Genomic DNA, 16,954 nt, shown 5'->3' with positions numbered 1-16,954 from the left:
CGAAGGACCAACACCGTGGCGGCCACTTTGCTGCTGGCCGTTACCGCCGGAGCCATCGGTGTCAACGGGTACCAGCTGTGGTGGACCAATGTGGTCGCCTCCCAGGAGCAGGCATCCACCGTCGAGGACCTTCGCGAGGCGTTCACCCAGAAGAAGGAGCAGGACGCCTTCGTCGCTGCTGCCGCCGCCGAGATCGCCGACCAGGCCATGCAGTCCTCATCCATCCTCGGCGGGGCGATCCCGGGCTACGACCGGGAGGCCGCTGCTCGTGACGCGGAACGTCGCCGCGAGGAGTTCCTGGCACAGTCGCTGCTCGCCGAGGGAACACCCTTGGGGGTCGTCCATATCCCTCGGTTCTCCGACGGCTTCGCCGTGCCGATGATCTCCGGGACATCGTTGTGGGTGCTGGAGGACGGCATCGGCTGGAACCCGACCGGCGCCCGGCCTGGCGAGAAGGGCAACCTGGGCCTGGCCGGGCACCGCACCACCTGGGGCAAGCCACTGAACCAGATCGCTGAACTGGTCCCGGGCGACCTCGTCATCGTGGAGACCGGCGCCGGCTGGTACACCTACCGCGTCGTCGGCCACGAGATCGTGAAGCCGACCTCCACCGAGGTGTGGGCCGAGGTGCCGCGCCAGCCGGACGAGATCGCCACCGACGCCTGGCTGACCCTGGTCGCCTGCCACCCGCCGGGCTCCCTGGCGCAGCGGTGGATCACCTACGCGCAGATGGACTCCTTCACCCCGCGTGATGAGGGTCCGCCGTCCAGCCTGGACGGGAGGTGACCTGGCCGGCTCTCTGCTGGCACAGGTATATCTATGGCCCAGAAGTCTCGGCGAACCACCAACAACGCGCCACCGACGTCGGTCGCACCGGTGGTCATCCCGCTGTCCGTGGTGCTGGCCGCGGTAGCGATCTATTTTGGCCAGCCGGGCACCGTTCTGGTCTGGTTGGGGCTCCTTGTCGCGGCGATGACGCACCCACCCGTGGAACTCACCGGCAAGAAGGACGACTACGGACGCCCTGTCCCCGGCAACCTGGCCGAGAAGCAGAAGCTCGCCGACTACCAGGCAGCCAAGTCGATGATCGGCCGGCTCATGATGCCCGGCGGCCACTGGCTGCCCGGGTGGCCGCCGCTGGGCTACTGGCTGTTCTCGGTCGCACTGGCGGTGCTGGCGCTGGCCATCCCGACCTGGCCGCTGGAGGTACTGGCCGACCATGAGAATAAGTCGCTGGTCTCCACCGTCACCGCGCTGGCGGCACTGGGACCGATCATCAACTCCGTCACCGTCTTCGTGTGTGCCACCGCACTGTTCGCCACGGCACGCCAGAAGGCCGGTCCTGACTGTCCCGGCACCAGGATGGGCGAACTGTTTCCGCGCTTCCGAGACCAGTCCCTGCGCAGTGTGCTGCTGACCCTGGGCGCCCCGCTGCTGGGGGCCGCGGTCCTCTACGGCCTACTGGTCTACGAACCGAGCCTGGTCCGACTTGCCGCCGACGTGCCACTGATCGTCTGGTTGGCCCTGGTGCTCACCCTTGCCCTAGCTGTGCACACTCCGTTCCTGCGGGAGGCGTCCCTGGAGCCGTGGCGCAAGCTCGTGGCTGCCCGGGCCGTGTGGGAAGCCCGCTGGCCCGCCGTGAAGATGCACGACCCGATGGCCACCCTGGTGGACCGCACCAAGGTCGGGGAGAACACCGTCGACGTCTTCGACGCGCCCACCTCGGTCGGGGCAGGCGGCTACATGGCCCTGGCCCCCAAGTTGGCGCCTGTCGTCGGATCCGGGCACGCAGTGGTGATCCTGTCCCACCCGCAGCTCGACCCCGACGGCGCACCGATGCCCGGAACTGCCGACCCGGTGCGCTTCCGGGTCATCGACATCGACGAGAGCGCGCCGGTGGACCTGGCCGACCCGTCTGTGGAGACCGGGGTGGTTGAGAACATGGTCGAGGCCGCGATGGCGCGGGCCACTGACGCCCTTGGTATCGGTCGCGCGCCGCTGGTGTCCCTCGAGTCGCTGCACACCGACGACTCGCCGCAGGCCGCCTACCGGGTGGAGTTTGCGGGTCTCTCCTGGGGTGGGTTGCGTCCCCAGGTCGCCTCCCTGCCGGGGTTCTTCGGCTGTGAGGTGCTCGTGGACCACAAGGCCGGGCAACTGTTCGTCGGGGCGCTCCTGGGTGAGCCGGCAAGCTTTGAGGACCCCTCAATGTCACAGGCCCTGGAGCAGCTGGCCGTCCAGGACCGGTGGAACGTCTTCTGGGGTGCTGCCTCCCTGGCCCGCCACAAGGTCTCCCAGCCGACCGTGTCCCACCCACAGTGCGCCACCGGCAAGCTCGCCGACGGCACCGTAGTGGAACGGACCGTCTTCCTGACCCGGGTCGGCATCCCGCCCAGTGACTACTTCGGCCGCGAGGAGGCTGCGGCCTCATCGCTGAACGGGGCGCCGTTCGTGGCAATCACCGGCTACCCAGGCACCGGGTCACGTCCGGGTGAGAGGCACGCCCAGGCCCTGTGCCTCTACCACTCCAACCGCCCGGTCCCCTCCACCCTGGAACGACTCACCCCCGTCGAAGGCGCAGGGGTGGCTACCGTTGACGCCCGGGACAGTGACAGTGGACGGCCCGGCCGGGGCGAGCGGCGCCGCCCGATGGGCAGGCGCGGCAGGCCCGCACCCTCGCTTGAGCTGCCGACCCACTGGGTGATCGCCGGCATGATGAACAAGGCGTTCGAGTCGGCCAAGCTCAAGCGCCCCGAAGTAGTAGAGGCCCGCGCACTGACCCTGCCGGAGCCTTCCCGCGGTCCGCACCTATGGCGCATCCATCTGCGGCTGCACGACGTCACCCTGGCCGATGTCCGCTCCGCCAGTGGCAGGCTGCGTCAGGCTCTCGGCGTGCCATGGCTGCGCGTCGCTGAAGCCGCTGACGGCGTGACGATATTCGCCGGCGGTGACCCAGCCAAGGTGCGGCTCATCAACCCGACCACGGACCGGGCCACCCTGGTGTCGCTGGACTGGGAGGAGACCTTCCACGCAGTGAAGCTGGTCTCCCCGCACGGTGAGACGCCGAAGCTACTTGACGTCGGGCACCTCGAGCACAACGAGAAGGTGGCTGTCCTCGACTTCACGATGCCGAACACTAAGTCGACCGAGCACGTCAAGGGCACCCTCAAGAAGTTGCGCGGCGATACCGGCAACGAGTTCATCGAGCTGCGGCCATCCCCGCACGGTCCGTCGGCGTTCCGGCTGTACGCCTCGAAGATCAATCCGGTGCCGTTCCCCGCGCCGTTCCAGTTCGACCTGGCCACCAGGACCGCGCAGACCGCCGACGAGCTGATGTTCGCCACCAACGTCGAGGGCGAGCCGGTCGCTGTGGACCTGATGGACGGAAGTCACGTCCTGGTAGCTGGCACTTCAGGCAGCGGCAAGACGGCGCTGGCCCAAGGACTGCTGTTCTCGGCGGCGTCCGGCGGTATGCAGATCGTGGTGTGTGACGCCCAGAAGGAGGCCGCGGACTTCGAGTTCTTGCGGTCCCACGCCTCCGCCTACGCCATCACCCTGGAGGAGGTGGCTGCCGCACTGCAGGCCGCTTACGCCGAGGGCAACCGTCGCATCAAACTGAACCGGCAGTACAAGGTCGGCCACAGTGTCGAGCTGCCCGAAGATGTCCAGCCGCCACGGCTCGTGGTGTTCGTCGATGAGTTCACCTCTCTGCTGGACAAGGAGACCGTCCCTGCCAAGGGTGACGACATCGAGTCGATGGAGGCCCATCAGGAAGCCGTCCGCATCAACATGCTCAAGAACATCATCGGGCGCTACACCGGCAAGATCGCTCGTGAGCTCCGGTCAGCCCGGGTGTCCCTGATGCTCGGCACTCAGAAGCTGTCCAGCAAGACCCTCGAGTCCATCCCCGGCGGTAGCGACCTGAAAGACCAACTGGCCCGGATCCTGCTGGGCAACCCCTCGGTGGGCGCCACCATGTCCACGCTGCGGAACTACGAGTCGATGCCGGACCTGGGCGAGACCATCCCCAAGGGCCGCGGTGTCTTCGAGCCCCTGTCCTCCCCCGCACCATTCACCATCCAGGCGTGGTTCGCACCGCAGGGGGCCGAGACCGACACCCCGCCGGAAGGCACCTACGCCCACGCCATCTCCTCCGTCCCGGTGGCCGGGCACCTGCCGCTGGACATGGACCGCTTCATGCCCAAGAGCACCGACGACGAAGGCGAGTACGGACCGCCGCCTGGCTTCGGTCAGGACGAGGACGTGGTTGAGGAGCCAGCAGACGTCGAGGCCGCCGAGGTGACTGACCTGGGCGAGCTGGACCTGGAACTGGATCTGGAAGACCTGGAGATTGAGGAGATCAACGATGAGCTCGACGACGAGCACCACGAGGCCGAGGACGGCACCGAGGCAGGTGGTGATGGTGCGCCGGACATCTTCGAGCCCGTCCGTGACGAAAGTGAGGGTTCCGGTCTACCGCCGCAGGGTGGACCCGAACTGGTGGGTGCCACCGACAGCGGAGGTACCGAGCTTCCCGTGGGTGGGAGTGTTGCTGATGCCGGTGGTAGTGACCCTGCTGGCGATGTTGATGGCGACCCTGGTCCTGGTGGCGACGCTGACAGCGGCAGCCATGCTGGTGACCGCGACGGGCCCGATCTGGCTGCCGATGGCCCCGGACATGAGCGCCCTGTTCGAGTGAGCAACCCGTGGGACGACGATGACGACTTCGAGGTACCGGCCGGCGGTGTCGCCCCAGACCGTTCAAAGATGACCGCCGAGGACCTATTCGGCTGAGTGGCCTCGAGTATGGGGGCAGGTCAACTGTCAGCGCTCAGACCCCACTCGTCGACAACCTGGACGGCAACTGCCCTGAGATGTTGCATCGCTCTGGACACCTGGGTGGGTGAGATGCCGTCCAGCTCTGCGGCACTCGTGGCCTCCAGGGATCCATCAGGCAGGCCGTCGAGCCCCTCGCCCAACACCGCCTGCGCGAGCTTACCCACCAACTCGCCCTCTAGCCGGCACCTGCGAACGATCTCAACGACCAGCCCGCGTACCTCGACCTCAGCCATCCAGTCGGTACTGGCGGCCACCTCGACAGCTACGTCAAGCGTCGTGATAGCCGGTGGGCGCAGGTCGTCACGGCTGGCCAAAGCAGACTGCCGCCTGGCCGCCCCCTCACCCCTGGAGGTGGTCACCTTCGCGTTGTAGGAGGCAATCAGGGTCTCGTCATCCGGCTCCCAGCCCAGGGTGCGGATCAAGTCCATGCGGTGCTTGGCAATGGCAGACTCCCGCCGACGGGAACTGACCGCCCCGGAGATGCCGGTGTAGGCCGATGACTGCCGCATCCGCTGTACCTCCGCGCGGGCTGCCCGACGGATGCACGGGATGGTGGCAGGCACGTCGAAGCCAGGCTTGAGTGGCCTGGACAGATAGCGCCAGGCTTCCGTGCGCACAATCTGGCGCACATCATCAACCCAGTCCTCGTTGACGTTGAACCGGAGCATCAGCTCGCGCGCCAGCCGGGTGAAGACCGTGTGGTGCTCGGTCAAGACCGTCTCGATGAGTCGTTCCCGTGCACCGTTGTCGGTCTCCTCGAAAATCTCACCGAAGATCGCCTTCAGGGTGTCTGCTTGCTGGCTCATACCTGCCCCAACTCCACGAGCGACGGGACGCGGGGACCGGGTGCCGATACGGCTCTGATCATGTGGGTCAGTGCAACTGTGCGAACCATGAGGCGAGCTCCTTCATGCTGGGACCGTGATGGCAGACCACGTTCCGCACGGCCCCTTGCCTCCGACCTTGGTGATGTGCATACCTGACCGTTGCCGACCCCTTACCGGAGGCGGCAAGATGAGCGTTTGCCCAGGTCAGCGGGCACTGAAAGCAACAAGGGGGTGCTCCTGGCGCGACGTGCCTCCTGACCCCTTGATAACGAACCGGAAAAGATTCGATTGCCCCCTGGCAGTCCCGCAAAACCTCGACTAGCGTGCGTCACCTGGAGAGCGTTGTGACGGAGCAGTCTCGACGGATCGAGCCGGAGCACACGATGGGGGTCTCGTGCCGACAAGAACAGCCACACCCGCAATCCGGGCTGCCCGTAGAACCACAACTGCCGGCCGGCTATCCAACGCACCAGACCCGGCACCCCCAAGGCAGCAGCGTCGTAAGTCGATCCTGGGACTGGGTATCGCCCTGATTGTTCTCGGCGTGCTGGCCGGCGCCTGGTACGGGGCCCGGAACGAAGAGGCGACCCCGGTGCTGGTGCTCTCCCAGTCGGTCCTGGCCGGCGACACCCTGTCCAAAGACCAGTTGCGGGCCGCACCACTGAGTAGCAGCGACAGCCTGGACGCCATCCCGGTCGACCAGGTCGATGGTTACGTCGGCAAGCTGCTCACCGGAAGCCTGCCCGAAGGTGCCCTCCTGACCCCTTCCATGCTGACTGATGCCGTGGACATCCCCGACGGCACGGCACTGGTCGGCGTACCGCTGTCCTCATCGCAGATGCCCTCTCTGGCTCTACACCCCGGTGACCGGGTCACCGTTGTCATGGGTGCCTCCCCAGGAAACGGTGGGGCGGGGACAGAACTGGGCCTCACCACTCCTGGCAGAACCTGGCCGGCGCAGATCGTGGCGATCGGCCCACTGCGCGAAAGCGGACTGGTCACCGTCGACCTGGCAGTGCCCGACGAAAGTGCAACCGACCTGGCCGCCGCTGCTGCGACCGGCAACGTCTCTGTCGTCCTGCACCCCCAAGAAGCAGAACCGGCACAGGAGACCCCCGCGGGAGGTGAGACCAGCAGATGATCTACGGCCTCACTTCCCTGTCCGGCAGCCCCGGGGTCACCACCACCGCCGTCGCCTGGGCCACAACAGCCACCACACCGACCCTGCTACTTGAGGCGGACATGACCGGTGGGTCAGCGATCCTCGCCGGTCGCTACCGTTCCGAAGTCCCGCACGAGCACACCATCCTGGCGATGGCCACACGTGACGCCGACATGACCGTCCTGGAAGTTCTGCAAGCACAGTCAGTGCCGTTGCCAGGTGCCGCCGCCGACAGTGCACTGATACCCACCATCGCCGAGCACCAACAGGCCACCGTCCTCCAAACAACCTGGCTGGACACCGCGGAGGCACTGGCCGAACTGAGCCGTGACGGTGGTGTGGATGTCGTCATCGACCTGGGACGCGTCACGACCGACGGCCTGCCCTGGGGTCTCGTCAGCCAACTGGACGCCCTCATCGTCATGGCCTGGACCACCCTCCCCGCCCTGATCACCCTCGCCAACGGAATCCCCCGGCTACAAGACCAAGTGCACGGCCCGCACCTTGGTGTCCTATTCGTCGATGCTGACATCGGCAGCTACCCAGAAGATGTCGCGTCACAGGTCAGCCCCGCACCGTCCCTCGGTGCCCTGCCGTACAGCACGAAAGCTGCGGCCGTCTACAGCCAGGGATACAAAATGGCCCGCGCCAACACCCTGCGCACCTACCACCGTGCAATCGACCGGGCGCGGGCCACGATCGCCCAGCAGGCGACCCGTCACCGCAACGAACTGCTCGGTGAAGGGAGCACAATGTGAGCAGCCACAACGACCTGACCTCCCCGACATCCCCAACGTCCCTGCCGTTGTTCCGCCAGACTCAAGACCCCTCCGTGCGGCCCACCCGCAAACTCGCCGGGCCAAGCACCCCAAGAGTTAGGCGGGCGCCGCCACAAAAACGCAACGGCTCGAACACCACCCCAAAGGCGGGGCCACCCCTGGCAGCCGAAGACGGCGACGTCGACTGGTCGCTCGTGCAACGCATCCGCACCGACGTAGCCGAGCAGCTGCGCGAACGGCTCGAGGACGGCCGGCACATCAGCCGGGACCAGCACGAGGCCTCGGCACGACTACTCGTCGCCGACCACCTCGCCAACCTGAACGCTGCCGGTGTCCAAATCGGCCAGACACCCCTGTCCAGCGGGCTCCAAACGCGGATCACCATCGCAGTCATCAACTCGACCTTCGGGATGGGCCGGTTCGAAGACCTACTGGCCATCAAAAACGCTGAAGACATCTACGTTCGCGGCTGCGACAACGTCATCGTCGTCCTGGCCGACGGCACCAGTTTCCGGGCGCCACCAGTAGCTGACAGCAACGAAGAGCTGATCCGGGAACTCCAACACATCGCGGCGAACAACCCGGCCGGCGAGGCGAAGTTCTCCCCCGCCGACCCACAAATGGACATCACGTTGCCTGACGGGTCCCGCCTGTCAGCATCCGCATGGTTCACGCCCTACCCGACCGTGACAATCCGCAAACACGGGTACGTCGACATCGACCTGGACGAGCTTGTTGAGCTCGGGGCCATCGACCAGGCCCTGGCACAGTTCCTCACCGCAGCAATGCAAGCCGGCAAGTCGATCGTCGTCGCCGGTGTTCCAGGTTCAGGCAAGACGACGTTGGTCCGTGCCCTACTGAACGAGCTCGACCCGTCGGTGCCGCTAGCGACCATTGAGTCCAACTACGAGCTGCACGTCCACGAACTGCGGGAGCGGCACCACAACGTGTGGCCCGCGCAAACCCGTGCCGGTGGCGAAGGCGGTGCTGGCGCGATCAGCTCCCAGGACCTAGTGAAGTTCTCACTGCGCCAATCGACCGCGTTCGTCGTTGTTGGTGAAGTCCGCGGAGACGAAACACTCGACATGCTTGATGCCATGCAGATCGGCAACGGGTCGCTGTCCACCGTGCACGGCGCCGACCCTGAAGATGCGGTCACCCGACTGTCCACCATGGCAATGCGTGCCGGGGAACACATCACCCCCGAACTGGCGTACAGCATCGTCGCCAACAGTGTCGACCTCATCGTGTCCATCCGGATGCTGGACCAAACTGTGATTGGCGGCAAGAAGCACCGGTTCACCCAAGCGGTGTACACGTTGGCGCCCCGCACCGAGATGGACGGGCCGCTGTACGGCACCGGGAAGATCTTCGTGCCCGGTCCTGACGGTCGTGCCATCCCCAACCCGGACGGGACACTGCCCGCGTGGATAGATGACCTCGTCAACGTCGGCTTCGACACCAGTTGGCTCACACCGGGCCAAGGTCGCTGGACCAAACCGTTGAACCTGATCGCAACCCGTGGGCGTCAGCGTGATGCGTCATGAGTGTTCCGATGGCGCTTTGGGCGTTGGTGGGGTTGCTTGTCAGCAGCGGACTCGTACTGATCTATGTCGGCACCCAGCCGCCACCACCACCCAGTGGTCCGCGACCACCCTCACCGACGTGGACGCGGATCAAAGCCAGGCTGCCCAGGCTGAGCCGCACCGAACGGGCCGTCCTTGTCATCACCAGCGCCGCCGGCCTGGCCGTAGCGGTCCTCACCCCGTGGACGACAGCACTCTTTGCGTTGCCACTCGCGGCCATCATGATCCCGCGGATGTTCGTGGGCGGCGGTGAAGACAAGGTGCGCACCGAACGGCTCGTCGCCCTCGAAGAGTGGGCGCGCGGGTTAGCTGGCCTGCTAGGCACCCGGGCCCGCCTCAACGACGCCCTCGTCGGCACGCTGCGCTCAACACCAGAAGCCATCCGGGAACCCGTCTCCAAACTGGTGGCGCGCCTCCAAGCGAACCGGCCCGCCGACGAAGCACTGCAGGCGTTCGCAGACGACCTGGACGACCCGACCGGAGACCTCGTCGCATCAGCGCTGATCCTTGGCTCTCGCCAGTCTGGTGCTGGGCTGCGCCGGATCCTTGAGCAGCTGACCAACGAAGTCGCCAACGAGGTCCGTATCCGACGAGAGATCGAAACTTCCCGTGCTGGTGGGCGAACAGAAGCCAAGTGGATGATGATTCTGGCGCCTCTGGGCATGTTCGTCTTCCTGGCGTTCACCACGTACGGCCACTTCTACGCCTCACCGTTCGGTCAGGCCATCCTGTCCCTCATCCTGGTGGCCTTCTTCGGGTGTCTGGTCTGGATGCACGCCGTCACCGTCACCAAGCCAGAGCCGCGTTTCCTGGTAAGGGCTACGGAGTCCAGGTCATGACGGTGTACGCCCCTTACATGCTGGCCGGTGCCGCCATCGCCACCGGCCTACTGATGTTGCTCCGCGAGCTGTTGCCCACCCAGCCGGACGTGAAGGACGCCGTCGCCAGGCTGGCACCGCACAACCTGCAGCTACTCACCCGAGCCCAAGGCGACAGTCCGGTCGCCTTGAGTCGGCTCGCCAGCCTCGCAGCCAGGATTGACCGGGTCATGGACCGGATCCCAGGGTTCGCGGTCTCCCCCCAGGACCGTGCAATCTTGCGGGCACGACGACCTAACTCACCGGCCAACGACCCGTGGGCGCTGAAGTTCGCGTGCGGGTTGACCGGGCTGCTCCTACCGACCGGCCTCGGGTTGGTGCTGCAAGCCACCGGGTCGGGCATCCCCTTCATCGTGCCTGCCGGTCTCGGGGTGGTCCTTGGGGCGTTGGCCTGGGCCTTGCCGAACGTCCAACTGCAGTCTGAGGCGGCAGTGGCCCGGGCTGAGTTCCTGCGGGTAGCGATCGCCTTCTTGCGGCTGGTCGCCATCCAACGACTGGCCGGGGCCTTCCCCAACACGGCACTGGTTGGTGCCTCGGAAATCTCTGAACACTGGGCTTTCAGGCGGCTACGGCAAGAACTGATCCGCGCCGAGTGGGCACGTGTCCCGACCTGGGATGCCATCACCTCACTGGCCGAGCAGGTCGGTGTTCCTCAACTCGCCGACGTGGGCGACATCATGCGCCTTGCCGGGGAAGGGTCAGACGCGGTCGCCGATAGCCTCCTGGCCCGCGCCAAGAGCCTGCGTGAACAGATCCTCGCTGACGCACACGCCGCAGCCAACAGGTCAACCACCACCATGGCTGTGCCGCGCACTTCACTGCTCCTCATCTTGATGTTTGCGGTTTTCATCCCCATCTCCTCCGTACTGCTGGGGTGATCGCTGCAAATCGACTGACTGACTCAGGTAGCACCACGAACTCGGGACACCAGTGCCCGCAGATGAAAGGAAGACCGATGCTCACTCACTACAAGCGGTGGAAGCGATTCCAGGACCATCTCATTCATGTGCTGCGGACAGAGGACCCGGAGAGAGGCGACGCGCACCCAATCGTCGTCGGCCTCATCGTCGTCGCGGGCATTGTGCTCGGCGTTGCCCTCGTGGCACTCCTCAACGGCGCGTTCGAAAACAGGACCGCCGGCCTGGTATGACCAACGTTGCGCAGACCGGGCCCCACCCAAACGGAATATCCGTGCTGGGTGGGTCCTGGCCTTCCAAGGACCGGGGGTCGGCCGAAGTGTTAACTGCGGCCATTGTGATCCCCGTACTGATGTTCACCCTGATCTTCGCCATCATCCAGACCGGACTGTGGTTCCACGCCCGAAACGTCGCCACCTCAGCCACACAGGTGTCCGTGGAAGCAGCCCGCACCTACGACGGAAGCGCCGGGGCAGGCCAAGCCGCCGGCAGCTCCTACCTGTCGAACAACCCTGGACTCGACCATGCCGCCGTCCAGGTGGACCGGACCGGCGCCGTGGCGACAGCCGTAGTGACTGGCGAGATGACACGCATCGTCCCTCTGATCCCATTGCCTGAAATCCGGGTCAGGGCCAGCGCCCCCGTAGAGAGGCTCACCGGATGATGGCGGCCGCACTGCGCTGGTGGAAGGGCCAGGATCGTGGCTCTGGCCTCGCTATCGAAGGGGCCCTACTCGGCACGGCGCTACTGGCCCTGCTGGTGTTGGTCGCAGCAGCCGGGCGAGTCAGCGGTGCCCACGTCCCCATCGACAGTGCCGCCAACAACGCCGCCCGTGCTGCCAGCATCTCCCGAAGCCACGACCAGGCCCACGCGGCAGCCATGGACGCGGCCACCACCACCCTGTCCGGGCAAGGAAGCTCTTGCCCCGACCCAGCTATCACTGTCGACACCTCCGGGCTGAACTCACCCCCGGGCCAAGTCGGGCTGGTGCACGTCACCATCAGGTGCACCGTGCAACTTTCAGACCTGAGCGGACTGGACTTGCCCGGCACCCGCACCATCACCGCCGAAGCAACCAGTGTTGTCGACGCCTACCGGGCAAAAGGTGGCACGCCATGACCACACGGCTCAAGACGTGGGCTGCACGAAACGGGGAACGAGGGACCGTGTCGATCATGGTCGCCATCATCTCCGTTGCCCTATTGCTGATGGTTACCCTCGTGTACGACGGTGCGACCAAACTGCGCGCCTCACGGGACGCCACCTCCATAGCCACCGAAGCCGCCCGGGCCGCCGCCCAAGAACTGACCGGCGAAGCGATCCTGGGACACCAGGCCCCACTGCACACCTCCCGTAGTGCTGCCGCCGCCCACTCCTACCTCGCGATGGTGGGCGCTAACGGGACCGTCAGTGTCTCCGGGACGAACGTGACCGTGACAGTGACAACAGGGTGGGAGCCAACGTTCGCCGGCCTATTCACCAACGGGACGGTCACAGGTTCAGCGACCGTCTCATCAGTACGCGCCATCGGAGGGGTCGAGCAGTGAGATTCATACGTGGGCTGCTCGCCCTTCTCGTCCTGGGAACCCTCGTCGTCGGGCTCCCCGCGGGTCTTCTGGCGTTCGGGACTCTCGATGGGATCCCAGCCCTCAGCGACGTTTGGGACACACTCACCGGGCCAGACGACGGGTCCCTGTTGCTGTCCATCCTCACCGTCATCGGTTGGGCAGGTTGGGCATCTTTCGCTCTCGGGGTGCTCATCGAGGTGCCGGCACAGGTTCGGGCAGTCCCGGCACCGAAACTGCCTGGCCTGAGTGTCCCCCAAGCAGGTGCACGCGTCCTGATCGCAGCGGTCATCGCAATGTTCGCTGTGGCAGGCACACCCGGCGGTGCCGATGCCCAGACGGACATTGCCGAACCTGGGGACACCATGTCGTCCCTGGCCCAGGAGCACCTTGGTGACGGCAGGCTGTGGCCGCAGATCGCGCAGGCGAACCCGGACATCACCGACCCGGACATCATTCATCCCGGTGACGAACTGGACATCCCAGGCGGTGACGCCGACCAGGTGGACACCAACTACGACACGGTGACGGTGCAGGAGGGTGACACTCTCTCCGGACTGGCCCGGGAGCATCTCGGCGACGGCAGACTGTGGCCCCAGATCGCGCAGGCGAACCCGGACATCACCGACCCGGACGTCATCCATCCCGGTGACGAGCTCGCGATACCCGGCGGCGATGTCGTCGAACAGAGCGGCACCGACGATGAGGTACCTACGGTCCGGCTCACACCAATCATCCCGACCCACGAGGAAGTTGTGGAGACCCCCGGCCCGACTCAGCCATCCGCGGCCAGCGTCGAGGCCACACCCGTGGAAGTCGAGACCGTCCTGGAACTGGCCGCCGAGGAAGGAGCCTCGTCCGCGCCTCCCGACGCCGCAACGGACAGCGCCGACAGGGTCGACACAGCTGTTGGTGTCGGGGCCTGCGCTGCTGCCGGAGTGCTGCTCCTGCTGGCAACCCGCCGCGCCGCACAGTCTCGTCGTCGTCGACCTGGTCGTCGGATCGCCATGCCGAGCGGCCGAGCTGCTGCTATCGAGCCGCGGCTACGGGAAGACAGCGACTCGTTGGCAGTCAGTGACCTTGACCGGGCTCTGCGCACCATTGCCGACTGGTCACGCAGAAACGACACACCCATGCCCGCTGTCCGTGGCGCACTCATCGCACCCGATGCGATTGAGCTCTACCTGATTGACGAGGACGCCGAGCTGCCCACACCTTTCGAGGCTGTCGACGACCAAGGCACCTGGGCACTGCGACGTCGCTCCGCCCGGTACCTCCTGACACCCGAGGAGACCCATACTGTGCCAGCACCGTGCCCGACATTGGTCACCGTGGGCCACGACCAGGAGGATGGCTGGGTACTGCTCAACCTCGAAGAAGTGGGGGCACTCAACGTGACCGGGAGCCCCACCGCCTGCGAGGCCGTACTGAGCGCGATGGCACTCGAACTGGCTGGGACCGGGTGGGCAGACGACCTGAGGGTCACGCTTGTGGGTGTTCTGCCGGAACTTGCCTCCGCACTCGGTTCTGACCGTGTCGAGCACGTCACGTCCCTGCGCGATGTGCTGCCAGGACTCGACTACGCCAGCCGTGTCCACGGTCGCACCCTGAGCGATGCCCGGCAGCCGTCAGTCACCACGGCCAGGTCCTCCCGGGTGGCCCCCGAGACATGGACTCCGCACCTGCTTGTCCTAGCCACCGACCCAAGCGAGGACGAACGGACACTCCTGCGAGACGTCCTGGCCCACACTCCCCGACTGGCCGTTGCGGCGATCACCACGGTCACCGACCCGCTGTCTCCCTGGGTGCTGGACCTCTCACCTGGGGGTGCCGTCCTGAAGCCTGCGGACATTGACTTGGCGCCACAAGGAGTCAGTCCAGGCGACTACGCAGACATTGTGGAGGTCTTCGAGGTCACGGAGGCCGCCGACGTTCCGGGTCCTGCCTGGACGATGACCCTTGCCGGCGAGAGCGACATCACCGAACTCCCGCAAGCCGACATCGTCACACCCGTATCCGCCACGCCAGCAACCACAACGGACCTTGCGGACACGGAGGTTCCGGAGAGCGAGGTGGACATGGGCGAGGTCAGGGTTCAGGCCGCTGACACGGTGGCAAGGGACGACGGAGATGTCCAGCCCATCAGGCACCCCGGCCCGATCGTGCGTCTGTTGGGGCCTGTGCAGATCCAGCAGGCACCAGGGAAACGGCCGCAATCTCCAGGGCGGGCCACCGAGCTCATCGCTTTCCTGGCCCTGCATCCCTCGCAGAATCACAAGCCGTTGGACTCGGCGCTATGGCCGGGCCAGACGGTCGACGCCAAGCGACGCAACCCGCTGGTCACCCAGTCCCGGAAGTGGCTGGGGACCGCCAAGAATGGGAGCCCACACCTGACCTACGCCGACGATGGCGGTTACCGACTACAGTGGGATGTCTTGGTCGACTGGCACCAACTCACTCAAGTCCTTGGGGACGACATCTCCGAGGTCGCCACCGGTCAACTCGTGGCGACCCTTCGGATGGTGGACGGTCAACCTCTCAGTGGAGTGACGGCTCCTTATTATGCGTGGGCCGAGGCGGATCGCCAGGAGATGATCCAGACCGTCGCCGACCTGGCTCATGAGGTCGCCGCTCGCTCCCTGTCCGCCGGTGACCCACGCACTGCAGCATGGGCTGCGGCGAAAGGATCTCTGGTCGCGCCCGAGTCCGAACTGTTGTGGCGCGACCAGCTTCGTGCCGCGTGGCTTTCCGCGGTGCCCGGCAAGGTCCAGGAGGTGGCCGAGCAGATGGCCGCCGTCCTCGAACCAATCGGCGGCGACATGGAACCTGAGACCACTGAGTTGCTCCAGCAGCTCCTGACCGACCAAGGCCCGCGCAGGGCCCACGCCTGAGGAGGCTCAGATGAGCAGGAACCGCTCCCCCAGACATTCCGCTGCCACCCTGTCGGTGCTCGTCGCCGGCCTGCTGCTAGCTGGGTGCAGCGGTCAGGCCGAAGACCCGGATCCGTCCAGCGAAGACACATCCACAGCCTCGAGCGAGCCAGGACCTTCCGAGCAGGAACGTCAGGAGGTCGCACAGGCGCAGGTCGTCGACTTCTTCGAGCAGATCAACGGCCCGACCTTCAAGGACGAAGACGGCTACCTCACTGAGGCTGCCTCGGCCGTGGCACATCACGAGCTGATCGACCAGTACAACGAGGCGGTCAGGGACCTGCGCGCCGGTGACCGAACCTACCGCGAGGTGGACTCAACAGTGGTTGGTTCGCAGACAGACAGCTTCACCGAGGCTGACGGGTCAGAGGCCGAATGGACTATCGAGGTCACTATGTGCGTGGAGTCGCACGTGGAGTACATCGACTCGGACGGCACCGTCCTCAGTGACCCGGATGAGCTGGTCCAGAGCGCCTCCCTGGTGACGGCGAACTACGACGGGGTCAACGACGCGTGGATGCTCAGGAGCTTCGAGAAGGGGGATGAGGGGTCGTGCGCGGAATACTTCGACAGCAGCGACAGCAGTACGTCTACGGGCTGATCACGCTTCTCGCAGCACTGGTTGCCTTGGCGGTAGTCGTCCCGCAGGGTGCTGGGGCCATTGAGGTGCGAGCACTGGCTCCCGTGATGTCAGACCAGGAAAAGCCTGCGGATTGTGACCCGGAGACGAACTCAGACTGTGTCTGCAACGTCCTCGGCCGATGCTGGATCCAGAAGCCAGTCCCGGTGGACCCTGACCCTGACCCTGACCCTGGCCCTGGGAAACCACCGCCTGTCGATCCGGGCCCTGCCCCGGAACCACCCCCCGGAGAATGGCAGCCGAGATTTGCCATGTGCATCGGCCTCGGGCTTGAGCCAGGCACCCCGGAGTTCGAGGAATGTCTCAACCCGCCAGAGCCTGACCCCGAGGAACCCGAGCCCGTCCCGCCACCGACCGAGGGCGAGATTATCTACCTCATCGCGCAACTGCAGCTGCCCACACCCGAGATCGGTTCGGCCCCCTGCTCGGGTGCGGGGTGCATGGGTGCCGTGGGGCTACCTGTGTGGCTGTGGACGCAACCCTGGCAGAGCTACACCGACTCGGTAACGATCCGCGGCTACACACTGACTCTGACCTCCACCCCGATCAGGGCCAACTGGTCGATGGGGAACGGAGACCAGGTCACGTGCACCACGTCGGGTAGCCCCTACGACCCTGCCTTCGGCATCTCGGAGTCACCGGACTGCGGGTACGTCTACCAGGTCACCTCCGCCGACCGCCCCGGTCAGAGTTTCGCGCTGACCGCAGACCTGACCTACCTGGTCGAATGGTCAGGTGTCGTGTCCGGCGCCACGGAGCACACAATGTCCTCCACTGTGCCGATCCGGGTGGGTGAGTACCAGTCGGTGGTCACCGACAACGACTAAGGAACGG

At 66.0% G+C, this 16,954-nt stretch carries 15 protein-coding genes; 14 read left to right on the top strand and 1 reads right to left on the bottom strand.

Annotated features, from left to right (window positions below):
- The first annotated feature begins 15 nt into the window (after positions 1-15).
- Positions 16-786 carry a class E sortase gene (locus DPQ65_RS07990; protein WP_114906797.1) on the top strand — a complete coding sequence of 257 codons (771 nt, stop codon included), beginning with the start codon at positions 16-18 and terminating at the stop codon, positions 784-786.
- 33 nt (positions 787-819) lie between these two features.
- A complete protein-coding gene (locus tag DPQ65_RS07985) occupies positions 820-4,791 on the top strand; it encodes an FtsK/SpoIIIE domain-containing protein (protein WP_114906796.1) in 3,972 nt (1,323 codons plus the stop codon).
- A 23-nt stretch (positions 4,792-4,814) separates the two neighbouring features.
- On the opposite strand, the gene DPQ65_RS07980 is transcribed toward DPQ65_RS07985, so the two are convergent.
- Positions 4,815-5,642 carry a hypothetical protein gene (locus DPQ65_RS07980; protein ID WP_114906795.1) on the bottom strand — a complete coding sequence of 276 codons (828 nt, stop codon included), beginning with the start codon at positions 5,640-5,642 and terminating at the stop codon, positions 4,815-4,817.
- A 565-nt stretch (positions 5,643-6,207) separates the two neighbouring features.
- Here DPQ65_RS07980 and DPQ65_RS07975 point away from each other — a divergent pair.
- The 12 genes from DPQ65_RS07975 (at position 6,208) to DPQ65_RS07920 (ending at position 16,947) form a co-directional block, all read left to right on the top strand.
- Positions 6,208-6,804: an SAF domain-containing protein gene (locus DPQ65_RS07975; protein ID WP_162802091.1), complete on the top strand. Its 597-nt coding sequence runs from the start codon at positions 6,208-6,210 to the stop codon at positions 6,802-6,804.
- Positions 6,801-7,583 carry a hypothetical protein gene (locus DPQ65_RS07970; RefSeq protein WP_114906793.1) on the top strand — a complete coding sequence of 261 codons (783 nt, stop codon included), beginning with the start codon at positions 6,801-6,803 and terminating at the stop codon, positions 7,581-7,583. Before DPQ65_RS07975 ends, DPQ65_RS07970 begins: the two co-directional genes overlap by 4 nt.
- A gap of 215 nt (positions 7,584-7,798) precedes the next feature.
- Positions 7,799-9,151 (top strand): TadA family conjugal transfer-associated ATPase, encoded by a 1,353-nt coding sequence (locus DPQ65_RS07965; protein WP_114906792.1) that lies wholly within the window; start codon positions 7,799-7,801, stop codon positions 9,149-9,151.
- On the top strand, positions 9,148-10,029 hold the full coding sequence (locus DPQ65_RS07960) for a type II secretion system F family protein (RefSeq protein ID WP_114906791.1): 882 nt from the start codon (positions 9,148-9,150) through the stop codon (positions 10,027-10,029). Before DPQ65_RS07965 ends, DPQ65_RS07960 begins: the two co-directional genes overlap by 4 nt.
- Positions 10,026-10,946: a hypothetical protein gene (locus DPQ65_RS07955; protein WP_162802090.1), complete on the top strand. Its 921-nt coding sequence runs from the start codon at positions 10,026-10,028 to the stop codon at positions 10,944-10,946. Before DPQ65_RS07960 ends, DPQ65_RS07955 begins: the two co-directional genes overlap by 4 nt.
- A gap of 77 nt (positions 10,947-11,023) precedes the next feature.
- A complete protein-coding gene (locus tag DPQ65_RS07950; protein ID WP_114906789.1) occupies positions 11,024-11,218 on the top strand; it encodes a hypothetical protein in 195 nt (64 codons plus the stop codon).
- The gene (locus DPQ65_RS07945; protein ID WP_114906788.1) at positions 11,215-11,649 is read left to right on the top strand and encodes a TadE family protein; all 435 of its coding nucleotides are present in this window, start codon (positions 11,215-11,217) and stop codon (positions 11,647-11,649) included. The genes DPQ65_RS07950 and DPQ65_RS07945 overlap by 4 nt, the downstream gene beginning before the upstream one ends.
- A complete protein-coding gene (locus tag DPQ65_RS07940; RefSeq protein WP_162802088.1) occupies positions 11,646-12,104 on the top strand; it encodes a pilus assembly protein in 459 nt (152 codons plus the stop codon). The genes DPQ65_RS07945 and DPQ65_RS07940 overlap by 4 nt, the downstream gene beginning before the upstream one ends.
- Positions 12,101-12,532: a pilus assembly protein TadG-related protein gene (locus DPQ65_RS07935; RefSeq protein ID WP_114906786.1), complete on the top strand. Its 432-nt coding sequence runs from the start codon at positions 12,101-12,103 to the stop codon at positions 12,530-12,532. The genes DPQ65_RS07940 and DPQ65_RS07935 overlap by 4 nt, the downstream gene beginning before the upstream one ends.
- Positions 12,529-15,441 (top strand): LysM peptidoglycan-binding domain-containing protein, encoded by a 2,913-nt coding sequence (locus DPQ65_RS07930; RefSeq protein ID WP_114906785.1) that lies wholly within the window; start codon positions 12,529-12,531, stop codon positions 15,439-15,441. The genes DPQ65_RS07935 and DPQ65_RS07930 overlap by 4 nt, the downstream gene beginning before the upstream one ends.
- A gap of 10 nt (positions 15,442-15,451) precedes the next feature.
- Entirely contained in the window at positions 15,452-16,081 is a 630-nt protein-coding gene (locus tag DPQ65_RS07925) for a hypothetical protein (protein WP_162802087.1), read from the top strand.
- 290 nt (positions 16,082-16,371) lie between these two features.
- Positions 16,372-16,947, top strand: coding sequence for a hypothetical protein (locus DPQ65_RS07920; protein WP_114906783.1), 576 nt, complete (start codon positions 16,372-16,374; stop codon positions 16,945-16,947).
- Positions 16,948-16,954: the final 7 nt, after the last annotated feature.

The organism is Ornithinimicrobium murale (assembly GCF_003352835.1).
Classification (GTDB): domain Bacteria; phylum Actinomycetota; class Actinomycetes; order Actinomycetales; family Dermatophilaceae; genus Ornithinicoccus; species Ornithinicoccus muralis.
Note: the sequence above shows the minus strand (reverse complement) of the source record. Positions and strands in the feature narration are given on the sequence as shown.

Bases quoted from the DNA above. Each gene is read 5' to 3' on its own strand.
- DPQ65_RS07945 (WP_114906788.1), top strand. From the start codon at position 11,215: ATGACCAACGTTGCGCAGACCGGGCCCCACCCAAACGGAATATCCGTG.
- DPQ65_RS07920 (WP_114906783.1), top strand. From the start codon at position 16,372: ATGTGCATCGGCCTCGGGCTTGAGCCAGGCACCCCGGAGTTCGAGGAA.
- DPQ65_RS07970 (WP_114906793.1), top strand. From the start codon at position 6,801: ATGATCTACGGCCTCACTTCCCTGTCCGGCAGCCCCGGGGTCACCACC.
- DPQ65_RS07955 (WP_162802090.1), top strand. From the start codon at position 10,026: ATGACGGTGTACGCCCCTTACATGCTGGCCGGTGCCGCCATCGCCACC.
- DPQ65_RS07935 (WP_114906786.1), top strand. From the start codon at position 12,101: ATGACCACACGGCTCAAGACGTGGGCTGCACGAAACGGGGAACGAGGG.
- DPQ65_RS07980 (WP_114906795.1), bottom strand. From the start codon at position 5,642: ATGAGCCAGCAAGCAGACACCCTGAAGGCGATCTTCGGTGAGATTTTC.
- DPQ65_RS07940 (WP_162802088.1), top strand. From the start codon at position 11,646: ATGATGGCGGCCGCACTGCGCTGGTGGAAGGGCCAGGATCGTGGCTCT.
- DPQ65_RS07985 (WP_114906796.1), top strand. From the start codon at position 820: ATGGCCCAGAAGTCTCGGCGAACCACCAACAACGCGCCACCGACGTCG.
- DPQ65_RS07925 (WP_162802087.1), top strand. From the start codon at position 15,452: ATGAGCAGGAACCGCTCCCCCAGACATTCCGCTGCCACCCTGTCGGTG.
- DPQ65_RS07960 (WP_114906791.1), top strand. From the start codon at position 9,148: ATGAGTGTTCCGATGGCGCTTTGGGCGTTGGTGGGGTTGCTTGTCAGC.
- DPQ65_RS07950 (WP_114906789.1), top strand. From the start codon at position 11,024: ATGCTCACTCACTACAAGCGGTGGAAGCGATTCCAGGACCATCTCATT.